Below are 19,444 nucleotides of genomic sequence, written 5' to 3'. Positions count from 1 at the left end.
TACGTGTCGTGTCACTCACGTGTCGCTAATTCACAAGAGAGCCATGGTGAAAGGGAGCCCTTTACCATGGCTGTTCAAATCCATCCTTTTTGTTTGGCGATGCTTGCTGCTTCTGTCCGGTTTTTGGCATCGAGCTTTTGGAGGATTTCGGATATGTAATTCCTTACGGTGCCGGAGGAAAGATAAAGCTCTGATGTGATTTCCTTTGTTGTTTTTCCTAACGCAGCATAGCGGAGGATTTCCTGCTCTTTCGCAGTGAGAGGGTTTTCTTCCCTGATCACATTGAAGGTCAATTCCGGACTGAAAATCCTCTTACCTTTAACGCACTTCCGGATGGCTTCAGCCAGTTCATCGATTTCGCTGTCCTTCAGCAAATATCCATGGACCCCGCTTTTCACAGCCCGTTCAAAATAGCCAGGGCGGGCGAACGTCGTCAAAATGATGATTTTGCTGTTCGAGCCTCTCATGGCTAACTCTTCCGCTACCTCGAGACCGGTTTTCCCGGGCATCTCAATATCCATCAGGCATACATCCGGTTCAAGCTTCAGGATGGAGGACAGGGCATCATCACCAGTCATGGCATGGCCGATGACCTTCATATCCTCTTCCATATCCAATAGGGACCCGAGTGCACCTAGCAGCATGCGCTGATCCTCCGCGATAAATAGCGTAATCATCCGACGACCTCTTTTCTCTCTGCTTTATTGATGATGGGGACGTTCAATTCCAGTAGTGCCCCATGATGATTGCTGAGCTTTAATCCCCCGTCGATGAGCGCCAATCTCTCTTCCATTCCACGCAGCCCATTTCCCACGTCGTTGGCGGAGTCGATGCCCATTCCATCATCCTTCACTTTGACAAATAATCTATCCGGAGTCTGGCTGATAGATATGGTGCAATGCGTCGCCTTGCTGTGCTTGATGACATTGGTGGCAGCTTCCCGTATGCACATGCTGACGATATTTTGAGTGAGAGGGGGGATGGAGGAAAACTCCATCTTTCCATCAAACTGATAGGTGATGGAAGCAGCCTTTAGGCTCTGCTGGATGTGAATGAGCTCTTCAGCAATCGTGATGGTCCTCATATCCGATACAAGTTCCCTTACCTGCTTAAGGGCGGAGCGGGAAGCCATTTCCATTTCCTTTGCCTCTAGCACCGTCCGTTCCGGATCCTTCGGTGCAAGGCGCTGGATGAGCTGACTCTTCAATGTTAATAGAGATAAGGTGTGTCCAAGCGTATCATGAAGGTCGCGCGAAATCCTGAGGCGCTCCTCGCGCTTCACCAATTCTGCTATTTGCTGATTTGCCTGATCAAGTTCTTTCTCAAGCGCCATCCGGCGGTTCATGGAACGGACGCCAAATGGCGAAGCGATCATGATGAGAAGGAAGGGAACAAAATAATAAAATCCTTCGAGAGAGAAAGCGGAATCATCCTGCATCCATTGGTAAATAAGCGGGAAGATAAGGACAAAAATCAATCCCGCCAAGCCTCTTTGAAATCTGCGTTTACCCTGATAGTACCCTGTAAAATTGGCAGGGAAAAAGCCTAAAAACAGGTAGTTCACGTCATAAAAACAGCCGACCACGAATATGACCCCGAGCTCGACAAGCAGCCAGGCCGTAAATACTTTTGATCTTGATGGAGTGCTGTACAGCTGGCGGTAAGATACGAGGAAAAGTACAATCATCACCAGCCCCAGCACCTGTTTAATCCCTGTTTCCTGGGTCAAATAGTAGAAAGGGAAGAATAGATAGACCAGAAAAATATACGGAAAGAAGCCATATTGCTTCGGAAATAAACTGAAGTTTTTTTTCACATTACATCACGCCGCTTCTTGTTTTCTTCTAATATATTTTGATAGTAGCATGAATACAGCCAGATATGCGACCAAAATTACAATATCTTTCCAACCAGGGAGGCTGCCATTGGAAATTTCCCAAACGCCGTTGCCGAAATGATAAGAGGGAAGCCATTGAGCGATATTTTTCATAAGCTTTGGCATCACATCGATCGGCATCCACAATCCGCCTGCCACAGCGAGCACCATATAAATGATGTTGCTGATGCCTGCTGCTGTTTCGACTTTTTTCATTAATCCGATAAGCGTTCCGAATGCGAGGAAAGGAATGGAGCCAAGGAGAATCCATAGTCCGCTCATAACCCATTCAAAGGCGGAGAGAGAAACGCCGTTGATGAGCGCTCCTGCGGTAAAGATTACGACAACTGACAGGATATGAATGACACTTTGGCCGACCATCTGTGCGGCAAAATAGACGGTATCGGATAATGGTGTGATCCTCATGTAGGTAGACCAGCCTTGCGCCTTTTCCTGCACCAGTCTGATCCCGAGAGTCATGATGGAGGAGCCCATCACACTGAATACCGTCATGGACATGAGGTAATGTGCATTCCATGCATCCTGGTCCGGAGCCTCGGTGTTAACAACATTAGTGAAAATATAATAAAAAACAATCGGCATCAACAGGGACCAAAAGACAAAATACCGATTCCTCAAAACCCGTTTAATTTCTGCTGTGCACTGCATTTTAAATGCATTCATGTTACATAGCCTCCTTATGTTCGCCGATTAATTGTTCAAAGGCATCTTCCAATTTTCCTCGTTCGATCTGGATATCCCTTGCTCCTAATTTTTCTTCAAAAATAATCTCCAATAAGCGGTCTGTATTCGCTGAGTGAAGGTAGACCCGGTTATTTTTCCTGTGGACCTGGTCAATCTCAGGGTGCTCATATAGCCTTTCAAGTGATTTCTCCGCGTCGACCATGAAAGAGATGGATGGAGTGAAGCGGTTCGATTTGATTTGGCTCGGCGTCCCATCCGCAGCGATTGCTCCATCTTTAAACAATAAGATCCTTTGTGCAGCCTCATCTGCCTCTTGAAGGTAGTGAGTGGAGAAAATGATCGTCTTCCCTTTCTCCGCCATTGCATGGATCGTTTGCCAAAACCGGTTCCTTGAAGTGATATCCATTCCGACAGTCGGTTCATCCAATAGTATCAATTCTGGATTTCCTGCGATGGCCAATGCGAAGCTGAGGCGGCGTTTCTGGCCGCCGGACAATTTTTCTGCCATCGTTTTTAGATCTCCATCCGTCAAACCGGTCAGTTCCACCAGTTCCTTGAGCGGAAGGGGTGATGGGTAGTAGCTCCTGATCAACTCAAGGATCTCAATCACTTTCAATCCGGGAATGACACTGACTTCCTGCAGCATGGCGCCGATTCTCTCCCGGACTTTTTTCTCTTGGGGATCGGAGCCGAATAGTTTGATTTCACCCTCAGTCGGCTTTAATAAACCAAGGATCATGGAGAGGGTCGTTGTTTTTCCTGCACCGTTCGGGCCAAGGATGGCTACTACCTCCCCTTGGTTGATGGAGAAATTTATTTGGTTGACGGCTTTTTTCTGTTGAAATTGTTTTGAGACATTTTGAACAGTTATGATTTCGTTCATCATAAGCACCTCCAGTTTTCATAGTCCTATTGTATGATTTTGGAAAGGGGGATTTTAGTAAGGAGTGTCATGAAAAGGAGATGACAATTGTCATTTTTTATAAGAAAAGCGGAGTCGGCTGTTCAGAGGTGTATAATTTTTCCCAAAAAAGGATAGTGGGGAGGTTGGAGCAAAAAGTGGGGCGGTCAACACGGAAAGTAGGGAGGTTAGAACAGAAAGTCCAGAGGTTTCTCTCAAAAGTGCGGCGGTTAACCCGAAAAGTGGGGAGCAAATTCAGCATAGGCCATGCTTCTGGGCGTTGGAGCTGGAGAAGGAAAAGAGTGGCCGTACAAAACTCCCCTCTGATTTTTCACACGTTCTTATCTATATACAAAAAAGCCGCACTCACAGCTGTGAATACGGCTTTGTTCTCATTATTATTTTCAGCAATCAGCAGTCTCGGCCTTGAGCTGCAAGATGTCGACTAGCTCATCCAGACTTTTGATTTCGTAGGTTGGCACGATGTCAGTTGGATTTGGCTTCTGGCCCGGGTTGAACCAGCATGTGTCCATGCCTGCCATATACCCGCCTTTCATGTCCGAGGTCAGGGAGTCGCCGATGATTAATCCGCGCTCAGGAATAAAGCCTGGAATCCGATTGAATACGTAATCAAAGAATTCCTTCTTCGGCTTTTGGTGGCCGATTGCTTCTGAAACAAATACCTCTTTAAAAAGAGGATGAAGGCCGGCAGCCCGCAATCGTTTATCCTGTGTATTCGTCAACCCGTTGGTCACGATATACAAGTCGAAATCCTTTCTCAAGGCTTCGATAAATTCGAGCGAGGTGTTCATCACCTGTTCGCCGTCTTCTAAGTAGCTCCGGTATTGATTCTCTAAAAGGGTTCCATCCACGGATTTTCCATGCGTTTCAAAGAACCGGGAAAATCGCGTATTCACGACTTCCTGCTGCTCAATCGTGCCATCCTCATATGCTCTCCAAAGACCTTGGTTGATCTGTTTATAGGCGGCGATGTTCTCCGGAGTATACGGGATGCCCTGCCCATTGAAAAGTTTCTCAAGAGCAGATTTCTCCGCTGCCCCGAAGTCCAGCAATGTATCATCTATGTCAAAGAATAAGGTGGTATATTTCTTCATGTTCGTCTCTCCCTCTTGTTGTAATTCTCAGGATTCCGCCAGTTTTTGAAGGATATAGTCCACTACACCCTCAATGGCAGCGTCTTCCTCCTCATGAATGAACTCCGGCTTGACGATTTGGATCTTTTTCGCCTCATAGTAGTCAAATAATGCTTGCTTCAAGGACAACCCTTCTTGCGCCAAGTAGGAGGTGTTCAGCATTTTTTCCAATACAACTTCATCCTGCATGATCAGAATGGATGGATTGAGCTTATGAAAAACGCCAGCCTCCATTCCTTTATGATAAAACTGGCGGGCTGCATCCATCTGTTTTTTTCTTGAAATGATCTTCTGTTCATAAAGGGACGTACAGCTTTTTTTCAAATCATTTAAATAAATCGTTGATGTATAGAAAGCTGAGAATACAGCTTGTTCAAACACTTTTTGCAGACGGATTGGATAGGGAAGATCCTCATTCAGGATGGTCTCTCCTGCGTCCTCGATATAGGTAAGGCAGTAGTTGGTCAGCTCCATGATGACATCTTCTTTTGATGAAAAATAATTGTATAAGGAAGCCCTGCTGATGTTCATCAAGTCTGCCAGCTCTTGAATGGTCATGGAAGTGAATCCTTTTGTCCGGACTACATTCAAGATTTTCCCTGCATAGATCCTTCTCATTTTCTGTTTATCCTCTGGTTCGAGCTTTCGCATATTTCCCACATCCTTTCCAAAAAGGATTATATCATAATCCCGATGTGCTCGTTTTGACCGTTCCAAGTTTTAATAGTTTACAAACGGATAAAAGAGGAGTATGGTATTACCCATGAACACTTTATACTGATTATATCAAAAATGTATAAAGTGTTTAAGTGTTAAGGTCAAATAACTGCCCAATGCATTGGGCAAAATGTAAAAAGTGAATATTGAAAGGCTTGTATCAGCTTTTATATCCTAAATGAAAAGGAGAGGAAAGAGATGAATACAGATTTTTCAAGAGTTTTTATAAACGGCGAGTGGAGAAAAGGGAGCAGTTCAACTTCCATGACCAATACCAATCCTTATAACGGAGAGGAGCTCGTTTCCATACAGGCAGCATCCAAGGAAGATTTGGATGAAGCATATAAAGCAGCAGCAAGAGCCCAAAAAGAATGGGCTAAAGAACTTCCGCAAAATAAAAGGGCGGTTCTCGAAAAAGCAGCCCATGTAATGGAAGAAAATAAAGAAGTCATCCTCGAGTGGCTGATGAAAGAATCAGGAAGCACGTTTATGAAAGCCAGCAGTGAATTCCAGGCTTCCATGAATATCCTGAAGGAATCAACAACCTATCCGTACCGCATGGAAGGGAAGATCCTACCTTCACAGACGGCCGGAAAAGAAAACCGTGTATACCGCGGTCCGCTTGGTGTCATAGGAATCATCAGCCCATGGAATTTCCCATTCCATCTGGCGATCCGTTCCATTGCTCCTGCCATTGCGACAGGGAATGCGGTTGTTTTGAAACCAGCGACGGATACACCGGTAACTGGCGGATTGATCTTTGCGAGCATTTTTGAAGCGGCAGGTCTTCCTAAAGGCTTATTGAATGTCGTCGTTGGGAAAGGATCGGAAATTGGAGACGATATCGTCACACATCCAACGCCGCGCCTTATCTCATTTACAGGTTCGACAGAAGTCGGAAGGCACATCGGGGAACTTGCCGGGAAGCATCTTAAGAAAACTGCGTTGGAACTTGGTGGAAACAATGCGTTCATCGTTTTGGATGACGCTGATATCGATCAAGCCGTCGATTCTGCTTTGTTCGGTAAATTCTATCATCAAGGACAAATTTGCATGTCAGTGAATCGTATCTTCATTCATAAAGCGATCTACGATGAATTTGCAGAGAAATTCATTGAAAAAGCGAAGAAGCTTAAATTTGGCAATCCGACTGAAAAAGATGCCAATGTCGGACCGCTGATCAATCGCGGACAAGTCGACAGAATCCTGAAAGATATCGAAGCAAGTATTGATCAGGGAGCTAAACTGATGCTTGGCGGGAAAGCCAACAGCAATGTCCTTGAACCAACTGTATTGACGCACGTCAAAAATGAAATGCCGATTGCAGAGAACGAAATCTTCGGACCTGTCGCAGCATTGATTCCATTTGACAGCGACGAAGAAGCGATCGAGATGGCCAATGCCTACCCATATGGATTAAGCGGAGCCGTCCATTCTTCCAACATTGAACACGGTACGAATGTGGCACACCAAATCCATACCGGAATGATTCATGTCAATGATCAATCCGTCAACGACGAACCGCACATGCCATTTGGCGGAGAGAAAGACTCCGGACTCGGCCGATTCAACGGAGAGTGGGTATTGGAAGAATTCACGACGCTGAAATGGTTATCCGTTCAGCATACTCCCCGCAACTACGGGCCGTTTATCAATGATTTGAAATAAAAGTAAGAAAATATAAATTACATGCAAGGGAGACATACAACATGACATACCAAAAAGCAAATGACTTCAACGAAATCTTAAAAAAGCGCAGATCCATCAAGAACTATGACCCAACAGTAAAAATCAGCCGTGAAGAAATGGAAGAAATCCTTACTACAGCAACAACAGCACCATCTTCCGTCAATATGCAGCCTTGGCGCTTCCTCGTCATCGAAAGTGAAGAAGGAAAAGCAACATTGGCTCCATTGGCGAAATTCAATCAAAACCAAGTTGAGACATCTGCAGCTGTCATCGCTGTATTCGGCGATCTCAATAACTTTGAAAATGCAGAAGAAATCTACAGCAGTGCAGTAGAAAAAGGCTTCATGCCGCAAGATGTGAAAGAAAACATCCTAAAATCCTTCTCAGGGTACTTTAATACTATCTCAAGAGAAGATATGAGGGACGTTGTCCTAGTCGACGGAGGACTTGTATCCATGCAAATCATGCTTGCAGCACGTGCTCATGGCTATGATACTAATCCAATCGGAGGCTATGAAAAAGATCAAATTGCCGAAGCGTTCGGAATGGATAAAGACCGCTACGTACCAGTCATGCTCATTTCCATCGGGAAAGCAGCAGACAGCGGCCACCCATCTGTTCGCTTGCCAATCAACAAAGTCGCTCAGTGGAAATAATCAACCATTAAAGAGAGGAAGATTTACTATGATCATCATCCATGCAGGTTTTACGATCAATCCAGCGAAAAAAGAAGCTTTTTTAAATGAAATAAAGCCTTTGATTCAAGCATCAAGGGAAGAAGGCGGGAATATTTCCTACAAACTATATCAAGATACAGAAAACGAAAACGTCTTTACAATGGTAGAACTATGGAAAGATGGAGAAGCTGTAGCTGCACATAACCAAAGTGAACATTTTACTGCGTTTACTGGAAGAGCGAAGGAATTCCTTGCAGCCCCACTTGATGTGAAAGTCTTCAATGGCGAGCAAGTTGAAAGATAAATGGCAGGAAAGCAGAAAAACACCTTTAACGAGGTGTTTTTTTGTTTGTGAAGAAAGTCTGCTTGTCATTTACGCTGCTATCCGATTTAATGAAGATATTCTATTAGATCGGCAGGGGACAACAATGAAGCTTTATAAATGGGTGATTGCAGGTGTGCTTGCTGTCGTAGTGGCGAGTGCTTTTTATACTATTAAAAATGGGATGGAGGAGAAGGCTGAACCAAAAAGTCATCCGGCCGCTGTATCCAGCCATAAGAAGCCAAAGGAAGAAGCGAAGAAGAAAATGACCTTGCCCAATATGGGGATACAAGGGAAGTCTGTCCTCCTTCTGAACGCGAAGGATGGCAGCATACTTTATGAAAAGAATATCCACGAGTCGCTGCCGCCGGCGAGCATTTCGAAAATGATGACAGAACTGCTTGTTTTGAGGGCGGTCAAAAAAGGTGAAATTCAATGGGATCAATCCATCACAATCAGTGATTACGCGTATGCCATCTCCAGCCATCCCGGTTTTGCATCGATTCATTTGGAAAAAGGAAAGCCGTATACGGTGCGGGAATTGTATGAGGGCATGGCCATCCGATCCGCAAATGAAGCGGCCATTGCACTCGCTGAGACGGTTTCAGGCAGTGAAAAGGATTTTGTCGCCGATATGAACAAGACGGCGCATCAGCTGGGTCTCACGGAGACGCATTTTGTTGATAGTACAGGACTGAGCAATCTGGATCTTGGCGAGTATTACACAACCGGCGGGCCGAACGATACCAATGTGATGTCAGCGAATGATATCGGCTTGCTGGCTATGGAACTTTTAAAGGAATTCCCGGAAGTTATAGATGTGATGAAGCAATCATCCGTAACCTTCGGGGATCATAAGTATACAAATACGAATTGGATGCTGCCGCAAATAAACAAACACGACCTTGGTTATGCTGGGGTGGACGGCCTGAAAACGGGTTTTACGGATGAAGCAGGATACTGCTTTGCAGGAACCGTGAAAAAAGATGGGGTACGGCTGATATCCGTTGTACTTGGGGCACCGTCTAAGACAGCGAGGTATACCGAGACGAAAAGGCTGTATGATGCGGCCTACAATCTGATCAGCCGCTAATTTTGGAGAAATATTCATAGGTAACCACCTCCCATTACATTTTATAATGGGAGGTGGTTTTTCACATTTAATCACTAACTACTGCAAGTTCAAGCATTTGTGCTTCTTTTAACCCCTTGATTAAAGGGAGCTGTTGAAGTAGTTTTTCATCAATTTTTTTATCCAACGTCAATACCATGATGGCATCTCCGCCTTTATCCGCCCTTCCTACCTGCATCGTACCAATATTGATTTGGTGGTTTCCGAGAAGTGATCCTACTTGCCCTATCATTCCGGGAACATCCGTGTGTTTAATAAAAAGGAGGTATTTTTCGGGCCTTATATCAACTGGATAATGATTCAATTGCACTATCCTGGCACCATATCCATCGAGAACAGTCGCTCCGATGACGGCCGTTTCGTTTTTCTGTTGAAGTATCAGTTCCATATAGTTGGAAAACCCTTTGTTTTTGGAGTTTTTCTGAACGGTATACGGAATGCCTTGTTCTTTCAATAAATGATAAGCGTTAATGATGTTAACGGAGTCGGTCAAATGATGAGAGAGGATGCCTTTTATTATGGTTCTTGAAAGGAAATCGGTATCTTCATCGAGCAGATTTCCGGAATAATGGATGTTGATTTTGTCTGGCGCATTCTTAAGCAGCTGGATGGCCAGCTGTCCGACCCATTCTCCCAATTGGAGGAATGGCTGCATTCTTTGTTGAGCCTCACCGGAAATAGCGTTTAAATTAACAGCATTGTGAATGGATCCGTGTTCCAGGATTTCTATGATCTCTTGGCTTACTTCAGCTGCGACTTTTTCTTGAGCTTCAATCGTGGAAGCTGCCAGGTGGGGGGTCTTGATGATTTGTGGATGCTGCAGCAGAGTACTATCCTGGGGTGGCTCAGCAGCAAAGACATCCAAAGCAGCACCAGCTACTGCCCCCGTATTGACAGCATTAAGAAGGGCCTTTTCATCAATGATTCCCCCTCTTGCACAATTGATGATCCTCACCCCGTTCTTTGTCTTTTTAAGATAATCTTCATTTATTAGATTTCTCGTGCTGTTTATTAATGGAGTGTGAAGGGTGATAAAATCTGATTCTCGTGCGATTTCATCCAGGGACGATTTTCTGATGCCAAGACTTTCTGCACGTTCTTCAGTCAAATAGGGATCATAGCCTAAAATGGACATATTAAAGCTTTTGGCACGCTTCGCTACCTCCGTCCCTATTTTCCCCATACCAATGATGCCAAGTGTTTTCTTGTTTAACTCGATCCCTTGGAAGGATGAACGGTCCCAGCAGCCTCTCATCATGCTTTCGTGGGCTTGGGGGATGTTTCTAGCCATAGCGAGGATCATGGCAAAGGTGTGCTCTGCTGCCGCAATTGTATTGGCTCCGGGCGCGTTGATGACAATGATCCCTTTTCTTGTTGCAGCTTGAAGATCAATATTATCGACTCCTACACCGGCTCGGGCGATCACTCTAAGCTTCGATGCTCTGGCCAAAAGTTCTTCCGTAACCTGTGTCTGGCTCCTGACAATCAAAACATCAAAGTCTCCTATTCTCTCCATTAATTCTTCCTGGGAGGTGCCGGTCCATCTCTCCACTATAAAGGAAGGGTGTTCATATATTGGTGCAAGACCCTGCTCCAGGATATTGTCTGTCACTAATACTTTATGCATGAATCCATACCTCCTGTGCTTTTGCAACGCCCTTTCCTAGTAAGTCCTTCCCTGAAATCTTATATAATGCCATTTCAATAGAAGAAAGGGCAGTCAGGATTTGATGAGGAGTGCAATACCCCATATGGCCAATTCTCATAATTTGGCCTTTTAAGCGTTTTTGCCCGCCAGCCAAGGAAATTGAATAATGGTTCTCAAGGAAACTCTTTAACTGTCTTGTCGTGTCATCCATTGTTTTTATGGAAGTGATGGTGGGGGAGGCAGAGTCGTCCTCAGCTAATAGAGGAATCTCTAATGCTTTTAAGCCCTCCCGCATCATATTTTTTAAAAGGAGATGGCGGTTTATGACGTTTTCGAATCCTTCTTCTTGAATCATCCTGCAGACTTCGCGCGCTCCAAATATAAGGGAGACAGCAGGTGTGAAAGGGGTGGAATGTTCTGTTTCATAAGAGGAAAAATAGCGGTTTAAATCTAGGTAAAATCGGCTTGATTTTGTCTTGCTTATTTGCTTTCTGGCAGCATCGCCTGCCGCAATGAAAGCTAATCCGGGAGGAAGCATCAAAGCTTTTTGAGAACCGGAGACAAGAATATCGATATGCCACCCCTCCATATCGACAGGCACGGCACCAATGCAGCTGACGCCATCTACAATGAAAAGCGCGTCTGTCTTGGTTTTTACGACACTGCCTAATGCTTGAATAGGATTGAGTACGCCGGTGGAAGTTTCGCAATATGTGGAGAAAACCGCCTTGAGTGAGATGCCCAACCTGTCAATATATTGTTCAAGAACCTCGGGGGCACATGCTTTTCCCCATTCAATTTCCAAACGGTGGACATTGGCCCCGAATGCTTCACAAATTTGCGCGAATCTTTCCCCGAATGCACCGGTGACAATTACGATGACAGAATCTTCGCTTTCGATGATATTGGCAGCCGCCGCTTCAAGAGCAGCCGTCCCGCTTCCAGCTATAATGGCTATTGGAGTCTTTGAACCGAATACTGGCATCAACTGTTTGGCTGCATCCTCAAGGAGCAAGGGGAATTCCTTGCTGCGGTGGCCGATCATAGGGGCATTCATAGCATATTTGACACGATCTGGTACAGGAGTCGGCCCTGGAGTGAGTAGTAAATGCTGATCCATTAACATTCTCATCATCTTCCCTTCTTCAAAATAAAAAAAGCCCTCTCGTCAGGCAGTTAGGTTATAAGTGGGGGACAAAACATATGGAGCATCATTTTATTCAGAATTTATTGAATATTTTATCTTGTTTCTTTAGTAGTGTAAAGTGTAAGATAACTACAGTGAATTTTGAACTTTCGCAAGGAGGTAAGTATGATCAAAACCGTTCTTTTTGATGTAGATGGTGTACTTTTAAGTGAAGAAAAATATTTTGATGCTTCTGCACTTACTGTATGGGAACTCCTCCACAGCAGGAATTACCTTGGACTTTCACCTGAGAATTTTAGAACAAATTATAATGAACAAGAAATCAAAGAAATACGAAGCAAAGTATTCGTGAATGATTCTATCCTAGAATTTTTAAAGTCTAGAGGGCTGAATGCGAACTGGGATATGATCTATCTGACGTTTTCATTCCAATTGATTTGGCTGCTTTCACAAACAGGGGAAAAGAATCTTATTGAAGAATGGGTTGATCAGCCAATCAAGCGAGATACCTTATTGAAGATCGGCTCGCTGTTAATAGAGAAAAGCGTTACATTGAATTTTGAAGCTTTTATCGACGAATTTCCTAAGTTTCAGCAAACGAAGCAAGGGTTGATGGAATGCCTGGATATCCTAGTCCAAAAGAAATTGGGTATTGAAAAATCCACATTTATTGAAAAAGGATCTCTTTGGTCCATTTGTGAGCACGTGTCGCAAGAATGGTATGTAGGGGATGACAACGTTCTTCAATCAACAGGGAGACCTTCTGTTCAATTAGGGAAGAAAGGTTTCTTGAACGAGGAGCGGACGCTTGCTCCTTCAGCAGATATAAAAAGCCTCTTTAAACAATTGGATGATGCGAATATATCCATTGGAATCGGCACAGGGAGGCCAAGACTTGAAACAATTGAACCATTCGATTTATTGGGATGGCTGCCTTTTTTTAATGAAAATCATATCATCACCGCTGACGATGTACTCCTTGCACAAAAGGAGAATCCAGAAGGGGAATCTTTGTCCAAGCCCCATCCATTTACTTATGTCATGGCTATAATGGGAAGAGATAAAGGCATTCAATCCTGTTTAAAAAAAGATCTTCCTCTTCCGTCTGCAGAAGAGATATTGGTAGTAGGGGATTCTTTGGCAGACTTATTGGCAGCAAGAAAAATCGGGTGCAGGTTTGCTGCTGTCTTAACTGGTTTGACAGGAGAAAAAGCTCGGGAAACCTTTGATTCAAACGGAGCGGATTTTATCTTGGATAATGTAATGGATTTAAAAATGCTTATTGAGAAAGGCGCATAGTGAATCAGTTCCTTTTTCGCTGGAAAAAATGTATCGTTTTTCTACTGCCTGCTCAAACTAAAGCATATGTCTTAGTTTGAAAAGGATTTGGAGGAATCATCATGCCGGAAAGACCTTCGATTACATCGTCCGAAATCGGGGTGCTTTGGGTCACCTATCAGCAAAAAACAATGGTCCTGAGGATGCTCGACTACTTTATTGAAAAAGCAGATGATGCAGAAGCACAAAAAATAATGACGGACATTGCAAGGGATGTCAGCCCATACGTAGATAAAATCAAAAACTTATTCCAATCTGAAGGAATTCCGCTCCCCGTCGGATTTACGAGCGAGGATGTGAATAGCGGCGTTCCGAAGCTGTATGACAACGGATTTGATATCATGTTCCTCCGGATGGTCAAGGAAATCAGCATGGCGATGCATACGTTGAATATCACCATGTCCTACCGTGAGGATATCATCCTTATGATGAGGCAGCTGACTCAAGTGACGCAGCAGTGCTACGAACAATGCACACGCTACTTATTGAAAAAAGGTCTCCTCACGAGGGCTCCATACGTGGCAGTGGATAATTCAGTGGAATTCGTCAAGCATGAAAACTATCTGACAGGACTCTCTCCATTTAAGGAGAAACGAACACTGAATACGGTAGAAATCGCCCATATTTACCACGCAATCGAGTCCAACGTGGTGGGGATGCATATGATCATGGGATTCGCTCAATGCGCCCAGGAGCCTGCAGTCAGCAAGTATTTTAACAATGGAGCAGAGCTTGCAAAATCCATCGTTAAAGAAATGAGTGAAATTATGCTCGAAAATGACATTCCGGTCCCAGCTCCCTCAGGAGGGAACGTTACGTCATCAACAGCGGCACCATTCTCTGATAAGATCATGATGTACTGTGTCAGCCTCTTCTGCAGCTTCTCCTTAGGAGGCAACTCATTGGGCACCTCCTTCAGTCTGCGGAATGATCTGCCGGCCAAAATGGCCATCTTCATGAAGGACATTTTTGAATATGCCCACAAAGGGGCAAAAATCATGATTAAAAATGGGTGGCTGGAAGAGCCTCCTCAGACAAAAAAACAATAGCAAAAATGGCGGCCGCTCAGGGTCGCCATTTTTATTATAGAATATAAGTCCCGATTAAGCGGTCTAGCTTGCGAATATCGACTTTTTTGTTTACGTTAAGCTTTAGCTTCCCAGCTTCTGTCCATAGTTCTAATTCTGCGTTCGTATCCAGTAATCCTCCGCCATTCTCAGAAGAGTACATGATAATGGATTTGAAGGGAATTGTATAAATTTCAACCTTTTTACCCGTAAGCCCTTGGCGGTCTGCAATGATAATTCGCTTATTCGTTACAACCGCAACATCCCTGATCGTTTTATAAGCAGCTTCTGCAGTTTCTCCATTTACTAATATTTCTACAATATCTTTTGGGACATCGACTTCTTCATTAAATGTCCATGTCATGATTGAATTTAAATCTGCCACGTTTTTTCCTCCTATATCTCTAAAATAGCTAATGGCACTATTTCTAGTATATAGAAGTAAATTTATATAGGGCTATGGTAATCATTTCATAAAGAAGCTTATATAAATGAGACAATCATCCCATTCTTCCCTGCGTAGGTCCCCATGGTGGCGCCCATATAATGAATGATGACTTCTTTTGGGTTGTAAAGGGATTGGATTTCTCTTTTCATATATTCTGCATCTTCTACATTTCCTGTATGGGTAATGCCGAAGATGGTATCCGAAAAGTCTGAGCGGCGCTCCCCAATCATTTCTACCGATCGTTTGAGGAACTTCTTCTGTCCCCGGATTTTTTCAATGACTTCAATTTCCCCCTTGATTCCTTCCAATATCACCTTGATATTGAGCACTTTCGCGATCGATCCTTGAAACTTGCTTAGCCGCCCGCCTTTCACGACATTCTCAAGCGTATCCAGGAGAATGAGGATCTTCATATCTTCCCGCCATTCGTGAAGTTTTTTCAGGATAGCTGCCCGTTCAAGACCCTGTTCAGCAAGCGCAGCGGCTTTTAGAATCAAGATGCCATGTGCAAGGGAACCACCTAGGGTATCAAACACTTCAACATTCGCTTCTGTAAGGTCCTTTGCCATGCAGGCAGATTGATAGGTGCCGCTTAATCCCGAAGAGATCGTAAGGCATAGGAGCTCTCCCTTGTCTTTTAATTCTTCAAACACACCGGCAAATACAGAAGGGGATGGCTGCGACGTTTTCGGAAGCTGATCGGATGCAAACATTTTTTCATAAAACTGTTCTGGATCCAGGTTGACCCCTTCCAGGTACTCCTTTTCATCAATTCGCACCGTAAGAGGGACAACCGTGATGTTATATCGATCCAATAATTCTTTTGGCAAGTCTGATGAACTGTCCGTAATGATTTGAACCATGAAGCTGATTCCTCCTAAATCCGTTAAAAATCCTGATTATATATATTCGATAGTATCATAATAGCAGCTATAATTTCCCTTATTTTGTCTATAGACTTTTCCGCATAAAAAAATCCCTCAGCCTATGAAAGCCGAAGGGATTTTTTCAATGAAGCATCCGATTAGCGGACGCCTCTCATCATTTTGCTGATTTTTGGTGTCAGTGCGAAAAGAATCAAGCTTAGTACGATGGAAGCCACACCAATTGTTCCAAAGTAAGTCATTTCGTTTTCTGGTGTATAGAACTTAACAAGCTGCGCGTTCAATGCTTGAGCTCCCGCACTTGCCAAGAACCATAAGCTCATTGTCTGTGCTGAGAAAGCTGCAGGTGCAAGCTTTGTAGTTGCTGAAAGTCCAACTGGAGATAAGCATAGTTCTCCAAGAACAACGATGAAGTAGCTCAATACGAGCCATAATGGATTTACAAGTGAATCATCTCCGCCAAAGTAAGCAGGAAGCAGGATAACTAGGAATGAGATACCTGCAAACAAGATACCGAATGCAAATTTAGCTGGAATGGACGGCTGGCGTTTGCCAAGTTTAACCCATAACCAAGCAAATACAGGTGCAAAAGCGATGATGAACAGCGGGTTCAATGATTGGAACCACGCTGGAGAAATATGGATTCCTGCAAAGTCAAGCTGTGTACGTTTGTCTGCATATGCCGCAAGAATTGTAGATCCCTGTTCCTGGATGGCCCAGAACATAACTGCAGCAATGAAAAGCGGAATGTAGGCAATGACGCGTGAACGCTCATCAGCCGTAGTCTTTTTGCTAGTGTACATGACAATGAAGTAAATTGTTGGAATGACAATGCCTAAAATACCGACAAGATTGATGAATCTGTCCAGCGTTAGAATTCCTGCTGGGATGGTTACGGCTAGAATAATGCCAAGCAAGATAGCACCGCCGATGATGCTGGACCATACAATTTTCTTTTCCTTAGGCGCCAATGGGTTGGACACATAAGAACCTGCAAGTCCGATGTTTTTCTTTTTCGTGATCATGAATACAACCAAACCAAGGAACATACCGATTGCTGCAAGTCCAAATCCTAAGTGGAAGTTGTAGTCCATTCCGACTGTTCCGACAATTAGCGGAGCAATGAATGCACCTAAGTTAATTCCGATATAGAAGATGCTGAAACCAGAATCGCGGCGGTCATCGCCCGGTGCATAAAGATCTCCTACTACAGTTGAAACGTTCGGCTTCAACATACCTGTACCTAATACGATTAATACCATTGAAGCAAAGAACATTGGAATGCTGCCAGGAACCGCTAGAGCGATGTGGCCAAGCATAATCAATATTCCTCCTATGAAGACAGACCGTGCAGTTCCGACTAGTCTATCAGCGACCCATCCGCCGATGATCCCGGACATATATACGAGGGATCCGTAGATGGACATGATGGCCAAAGCAGTTTGCTCAGGAAGACCCAATCCGCCTTTTGTCGTTTTGTAATACATATAATAGATAAGGATGGCCCTCATCCCATAATAAGAAAAGCGCTCCCAAAATTCAGTGAAGAAAAGAGTGAATAGACCTTTAGGATGTCCGAAGAAACCTCTTTGAGGTACACTATCCGCAATTTTCTGTTTATTTAGTTCAATCATACCCCTACCTCCTTAATCTACTAATATAATATTTTAATTTGTGTGTAATGTCAAAAACATTTGTTGGTAATTGATATATAACAGTTATTGTAATTAAGTTGAAAGAGAATACCATAAATTTTGCTTTTTTAGAATAGTAAAAAAGTTATGCTTTTTTAATAAAATCTGCAAATTTTCCAACAGATTTCAATTTGACTTCCTTACGTTTTCCCGTAGTGATGAAATTTAAACCTGATCCAAAAAAAATAGTAGGAAGATGCTTGGGGTGACGGATTAATAAAATTCGTAAAAAATATGTTATACTATTCTGAAAAAAGTGGTGGGTAAAATGGAAGAGAAGGTTACTAAAGCCATACAGGATGATTACCCGGAAGAGTTTGCGTGGTGCTATGGCTGCGGAAGGATGAATGAAGATGGTCATCATTTCCGGACTGCACTTGATGGAGAACAAACCATTACAATCTACACGCCGGAGTCTGAACACACTGCAATCCCTGGATTTGTGTATGGAGGTGTCATTGCTTCTTTGATCGATTGCCACGGAACGGGTTCAGCTGCAATAGCCCTTCATCGGAAAAATGGACATGAAATCGGGGATGGAACAGAGCCCCCTAGATTTGTCACAGGCTCATTGAAAGTGGATTTTCTGCGTCCGACCCCGCAAGGTACACCGCTGAAAGCAATAGGGTCCGTCGAGGAAATTCATCCTAAGAAATTTAAAGTAGATGTAGAAGTGTGGGCAGCAGATGAGTGCTGTGCAAAAGGAGAAGTCATCGCCGTTGTTATGCCGGCGAATTTTATGAAAAAATAAAGTGAAAAAAGAAAAAGGACCGGCCCTGCTCACTGTTAAAGATGTGCGGGGCCGGCTTTATTTTTGTTAAAGAAAGAAAATATTATGAACTTTTTATAGAAAATTGTCAATAGTCAATATGTTTTAAGTGCTTTTATTGGACAAACGCTCCCGTTGGAAATATTGTGTAGGTATAGAAAAATACGGAGGTGGCCGAATTTGGGATGTAAAGGCTGCAGCACAGATGAATTGATTTTTGAAATAAAGATTCATGAAGATCAAAACCATTCGATGGAGAAGATGGTTTTGGATTATTTTAATCGCAGGGGCATTTTGGTTCAGACAACAACGGAGGGATGGATCATGGATGAGGATGGAATCAAAGACTTTTATGATTTCTGCCGTGACCACTTGGATACGGAAAGCATCTTTTTCCGGCTGAACCAGGAGGAATGGAAGCCGATTAAATTGGTCGAACCTATCCTATCGGCAGAGTGGATTGATGAAGTCATCCGAAAAGGGATGGTAACGTGCTTTTATCAGCCAATCATTAATCGGGACCTGGATATCGAAGCGTATGAACTCTTGGCCAGGTTTAAGCGGGAAGATGGTTCGATGATCTACCCGAACGAAATATTTTCTGCTGCTAAGACAAGGGGCCGATTGTATGCCCTGGACCGGGTTTGCAGAATGACCGCAGTGCGATATGCTGCCCGCTTAAATAAGAAGGCCTTTATTAACTTTATTCCGACTGCCATTTATTCGCCTGAATTTTGTTTGAGATCCACTGTGAGCCTCGCAAATGAACTGGGAATCGATCCATCAATGTTTGTGTTTGAAGTAGTGGAATCCGAACAAGTGGAAGATTTGAACCACTTGAAGCGCATCCTGGCCTATTATAAGGAAAAAGGTTTTAAGTACGCTCTTGATGATGTAGGGGAGGGCTTCAGCACAATGGAAGCGCTGGAGGAATTGTCGCCAAACTACATGAAGCTCGATATGAAATATGTGCAAGGTGTCGCAAAAGACGAAGCAAAGCAAGAAATGGCCATGAAATTCCTGAAGGCTGCTTTAGTAGTAGATGCTGTCCCATTGGCGGAGGGCGTTGAAACAGAAGAGGATTTCGATTGGCTGAAGCAAAATGGCTATCAGCTTTTTCAAGGATATCTATTCGGCAAGCCGAGTCCGGACCCGCTGGCGAAAGTGGAAGGGATAGCGGTATAGGTATATTTCATTATAAGGCTCATCCGCAAGTGCGCGGGTGAGCCTTTTTGATTCGACAAAAACCGGGACGTGACTGTCACCTGTAGTGTTA

Annotated in this window: 19 protein-coding genes; 8 read left to right on the top strand and 11 right to left on the bottom strand. The window is 43.8% G+C overall.

Annotated elements, in window-relative coordinates; all coding sequences use genetic code 11:
* Nucleotides 1–74 precede the first annotated feature (74 nt).
* From ABTV07_RS19805 to ABTV07_RS19780, 6 genes are all read right to left on the bottom strand, one after another.
* Nucleotides 75–677 (bottom strand): response regulator transcription factor, encoded by a 603-nt coding sequence (locus ABTV07_RS19805; RefSeq protein ID WP_433745774.1) that lies wholly within the window; start codon nt 675–677, stop codon nt 75–77.
* Complete coding sequence (locus ABTV07_RS19800; protein WP_433745772.1) at nt 674–1,816, bottom strand: histidine kinase; 1,143 nt, start codon at nt 1,814–1,816, stop codon at nt 674–676. The genes ABTV07_RS19805 and ABTV07_RS19800 overlap by 4 nt, the downstream gene beginning before the upstream one ends.
* Before the next feature lie 6 nt (nt 1,817–1,822).
* Entirely contained in the window at nt 1,823–2,560 is a 738-nt protein-coding gene (locus ABTV07_RS19795) for an ABC transporter permease (protein WP_433745769.1), read from the bottom strand.
* 1 nt (nt 2,561) lies between these two features.
* Nucleotides 2,562–3,467, bottom strand: coding sequence for an ABC transporter ATP-binding protein (locus ABTV07_RS19790; protein WP_433745766.1), 906 nt, complete (start codon nt 3,465–3,467; stop codon nt 2,562–2,564).
* A 419-nt stretch (nt 3,468–3,886) separates the two neighbouring features.
* Nucleotides 3,887–4,597, bottom strand: a complete 711-nt coding sequence (locus ABTV07_RS19785) for a YjjG family noncanonical pyrimidine nucleotidase (RefSeq protein ID WP_433745764.1) — start codon at nt 4,595–4,597, stop codon at nt 3,887–3,889.
* 27 nt (nt 4,598–4,624) lie between these two features.
* Complete coding sequence (locus ABTV07_RS19780; protein ID WP_433745762.1) at nt 4,625–5,287, bottom strand: TetR/AcrR family transcriptional regulator; 663 nt, start codon at nt 5,285–5,287, stop codon at nt 4,625–4,627.
* A 264-nt stretch (nt 5,288–5,551) separates the two neighbouring features.
* Here ABTV07_RS19780 and ABTV07_RS19775 point away from each other — a divergent pair, with 264 nt between their 5' ends.
* The 4 genes from ABTV07_RS19775 to ABTV07_RS19760 are packed head-to-tail and all read left to right on the top strand — an operon-like array spanning nt 5,552 to nt 9,134.
* Nucleotides 5,552–7,021, top strand: a complete 1,470-nt coding sequence (locus ABTV07_RS19775) for an aldehyde dehydrogenase family protein (protein ID WP_433745759.1) — start codon at nt 5,552–5,554, stop codon at nt 7,019–7,021.
* Between the two features lie 41 nt (nt 7,022–7,062).
* Nucleotides 7,063–7,698: a nitroreductase family protein gene (locus tag ABTV07_RS19770; RefSeq protein ID WP_433745756.1), complete on the top strand. Its 636-nt coding sequence runs from the start codon at nt 7,063–7,065 to the stop codon at nt 7,696–7,698.
* 28 nt (nt 7,699–7,726) lie between these two features.
* Nucleotides 7,727–8,023: a putative quinol monooxygenase gene (locus tag ABTV07_RS19765; RefSeq protein ID WP_433745753.1), complete on the top strand. Its 297-nt coding sequence runs from the start codon at nt 7,727–7,729 to the stop codon at nt 8,021–8,023.
* Nucleotides 8,001–9,134: a D-alanyl-D-alanine carboxypeptidase family protein gene (locus ABTV07_RS19760; protein ID WP_433745752.1), complete on the top strand. Its 1,134-nt coding sequence runs from the start codon at nt 8,001–8,003 to the stop codon at nt 9,132–9,134. The genes ABTV07_RS19765 and ABTV07_RS19760 overlap by 23 nt, the downstream gene beginning before the upstream one ends.
* Before the next feature lie 67 nt (nt 9,135–9,201).
* Here the strand turns inward: ABTV07_RS19760 and serA are convergent, their stop codons facing one another.
* Together serA and ABTV07_RS19750 are read right to left on the bottom strand one after the other, a co-directional pair.
* Entirely contained in the window at nt 9,202–10,800 is a 1,599-nt protein-coding gene (gene serA / locus ABTV07_RS19755) for a phosphoglycerate dehydrogenase (RefSeq protein WP_433745749.1), read from the bottom strand.
* Nucleotides 10,793–11,953, bottom strand: coding sequence for a pyridoxal-phosphate-dependent aminotransferase family protein (locus ABTV07_RS19750; protein WP_433745746.1), 1,161 nt, complete (start codon nt 11,951–11,953; stop codon nt 10,793–10,795). The genes serA and ABTV07_RS19750 overlap by 8 nt, the downstream gene beginning before the upstream one ends.
* Before the next feature lie 180 nt (nt 11,954–12,133).
* Between ABTV07_RS19750 and ABTV07_RS19745 the strand changes: the two genes are divergently transcribed.
* Entirely contained in the window at nt 12,134–13,267 is a 1,134-nt protein-coding gene (locus tag ABTV07_RS19745) for an HAD family hydrolase (RefSeq protein WP_433745744.1), read from the top strand.
* Between the two features lie 101 nt (nt 13,268–13,368).
* Nucleotides 13,369–14,355: a DUF3231 family protein gene (locus ABTV07_RS19740; RefSeq protein WP_433745741.1), complete on the top strand. Its 987-nt coding sequence runs from the start codon at nt 13,369–13,371 to the stop codon at nt 14,353–14,355.
* Between the two features lie 34 nt (nt 14,356–14,389).
* On the opposite strand, the gene ABTV07_RS19735 is transcribed toward ABTV07_RS19740, so the two are convergent.
* The 3 genes from ABTV07_RS19735 to ABTV07_RS19725 form a co-directional block, all read right to left on the bottom strand.
* The gene (locus ABTV07_RS19735; RefSeq protein WP_433745739.1) at nt 14,390–14,758 is read right to left on the bottom strand and encodes a PH domain-containing protein; all 369 of its coding nucleotides are present in this window, start codon (nt 14,756–14,758) and stop codon (nt 14,390–14,392) included.
* Nucleotides 14,759–14,856: 98 nt separating this feature from the next.
* Nucleotides 14,857–15,684, bottom strand: coding sequence for a DegV family protein (locus ABTV07_RS19730; protein WP_433745737.1), 828 nt, complete (start codon nt 15,682–15,684; stop codon nt 14,857–14,859).
* A 161-nt stretch (nt 15,685–15,845) separates the two neighbouring features.
* Nucleotides 15,846–17,339 (bottom strand): peptide MFS transporter, encoded by a 1,494-nt coding sequence (locus ABTV07_RS19725; RefSeq protein ID WP_433745734.1) that lies wholly within the window; start codon nt 17,337–17,339, stop codon nt 15,846–15,848.
* Nucleotides 17,340–17,667: 328 nt separating this feature from the next.
* On the opposite strand from ABTV07_RS19725, the gene ABTV07_RS19720 reads away from it, so the two are divergent.
* Entirely contained in the window at nt 17,668–18,150 is a 483-nt protein-coding gene (locus ABTV07_RS19720; RefSeq protein WP_433745731.1) for a PaaI family thioesterase, read from the top strand.
* Nucleotides 18,151–18,348: 198 nt separating this feature from the next.
* Nucleotides 18,349–19,353, top strand: coding sequence for an EAL domain-containing protein (locus tag ABTV07_RS19715; protein ID WP_433745728.1), 1,005 nt, complete (start codon nt 18,349–18,351; stop codon nt 19,351–19,353).
* Nucleotides 19,354–19,444: the final 91 nt, after the last annotated feature.

It is taken from the genome of Falsibacillus pallidus (assembly GCF_050990905.1).
Taxonomy (GTDB): Bacteria; Bacillota; Bacilli; order Bacillales; family DSM-25281; genus Falsibacillus; species Falsibacillus pallidus_A.
Note: the sequence above shows the minus strand (reverse complement) of the source record. Positions and strands in the feature narration are given on the sequence as shown.

Coding starts and splice junctions, on each gene's coding strand:
- ABTV07_RS19745 (WP_433745744.1), top strand. CDS start 12,134: ATGATCAAAACCGTTCTTTTTGATGTAGATGGTGTACTTTTAAGTGAA.
- ABTV07_RS19780 (WP_433745762.1), bottom strand. CDS start 5,287: ATGCGAAAGCTCGAACCAGAGGATAAACAGAAAATGAGAAGGATCTAT.
- ABTV07_RS19760 (WP_433745752.1), top strand. CDS start 8,001: ATGGCGAGCAAGTTGAAAGATAAATGGCAGGAAAGCAGAAAAACACCT.
- ABTV07_RS19785 (WP_433745764.1), bottom strand. CDS start 4,597: ATGAAGAAATATACCACCTTATTCTTTGACATAGATGATACATTGCTG.
- serA (WP_433745749.1), bottom strand. CDS start 10,800: ATGCATAAAGTATTAGTGACAGACAATATCCTGGAGCAGGGTCTTGCA.
- ABTV07_RS19770 (WP_433745756.1), top strand. CDS start 7,063: ATGACATACCAAAAAGCAAATGACTTCAACGAAATCTTAAAAAAGCGC.
- ABTV07_RS19720 (WP_433745731.1), top strand. CDS start 17,668: ATGGAAGAGAAGGTTACTAAAGCCATACAGGATGATTACCCGGAAGAG.
- ABTV07_RS19765 (WP_433745753.1), top strand. CDS start 7,727: ATGATCATCATCCATGCAGGTTTTACGATCAATCCAGCGAAAAAAGAA.
- ABTV07_RS19805 (WP_433745774.1), bottom strand. CDS start 677: ATGATTACGCTATTTATCGCGGAGGATCAGCGCATGCTGCTAGGTGCA.
- ABTV07_RS19740 (WP_433745741.1), top strand. CDS start 13,369: ATGCCGGAAAGACCTTCGATTACATCGTCCGAAATCGGGGTGCTTTGG.
- ABTV07_RS19730 (WP_433745737.1), bottom strand. CDS start 15,684: ATGGTTCAAATCATTACGGACAGTTCATCAGACTTGCCAAAAGAATTA.
- ABTV07_RS19750 (WP_433745746.1), bottom strand. CDS start 11,953: ATGAGAATGTTAATGGATCAGCATTTACTACTCACTCCAGGGCCGACT.
- ABTV07_RS19775 (WP_433745759.1), top strand. CDS start 5,552: ATGAATACAGATTTTTCAAGAGTTTTTATAAACGGCGAGTGGAGAAAA.
- ABTV07_RS19790 (WP_433745766.1), bottom strand. CDS start 3,467: ATGATGAACGAAATCATAACTGTTCAAAATGTCTCAAAACAATTTCAA.
- ABTV07_RS19725 (WP_433745734.1), bottom strand. CDS start 17,339: ATGATTGAACTAAATAAACAGAAAATTGCGGATAGTGTACCTCAAAGA.
- ABTV07_RS19795 (WP_433745769.1), bottom strand. CDS start 2,560: ATGAATGCATTTAAAATGCAGTGCACAGCAGAAATTAAACGGGTTTTG.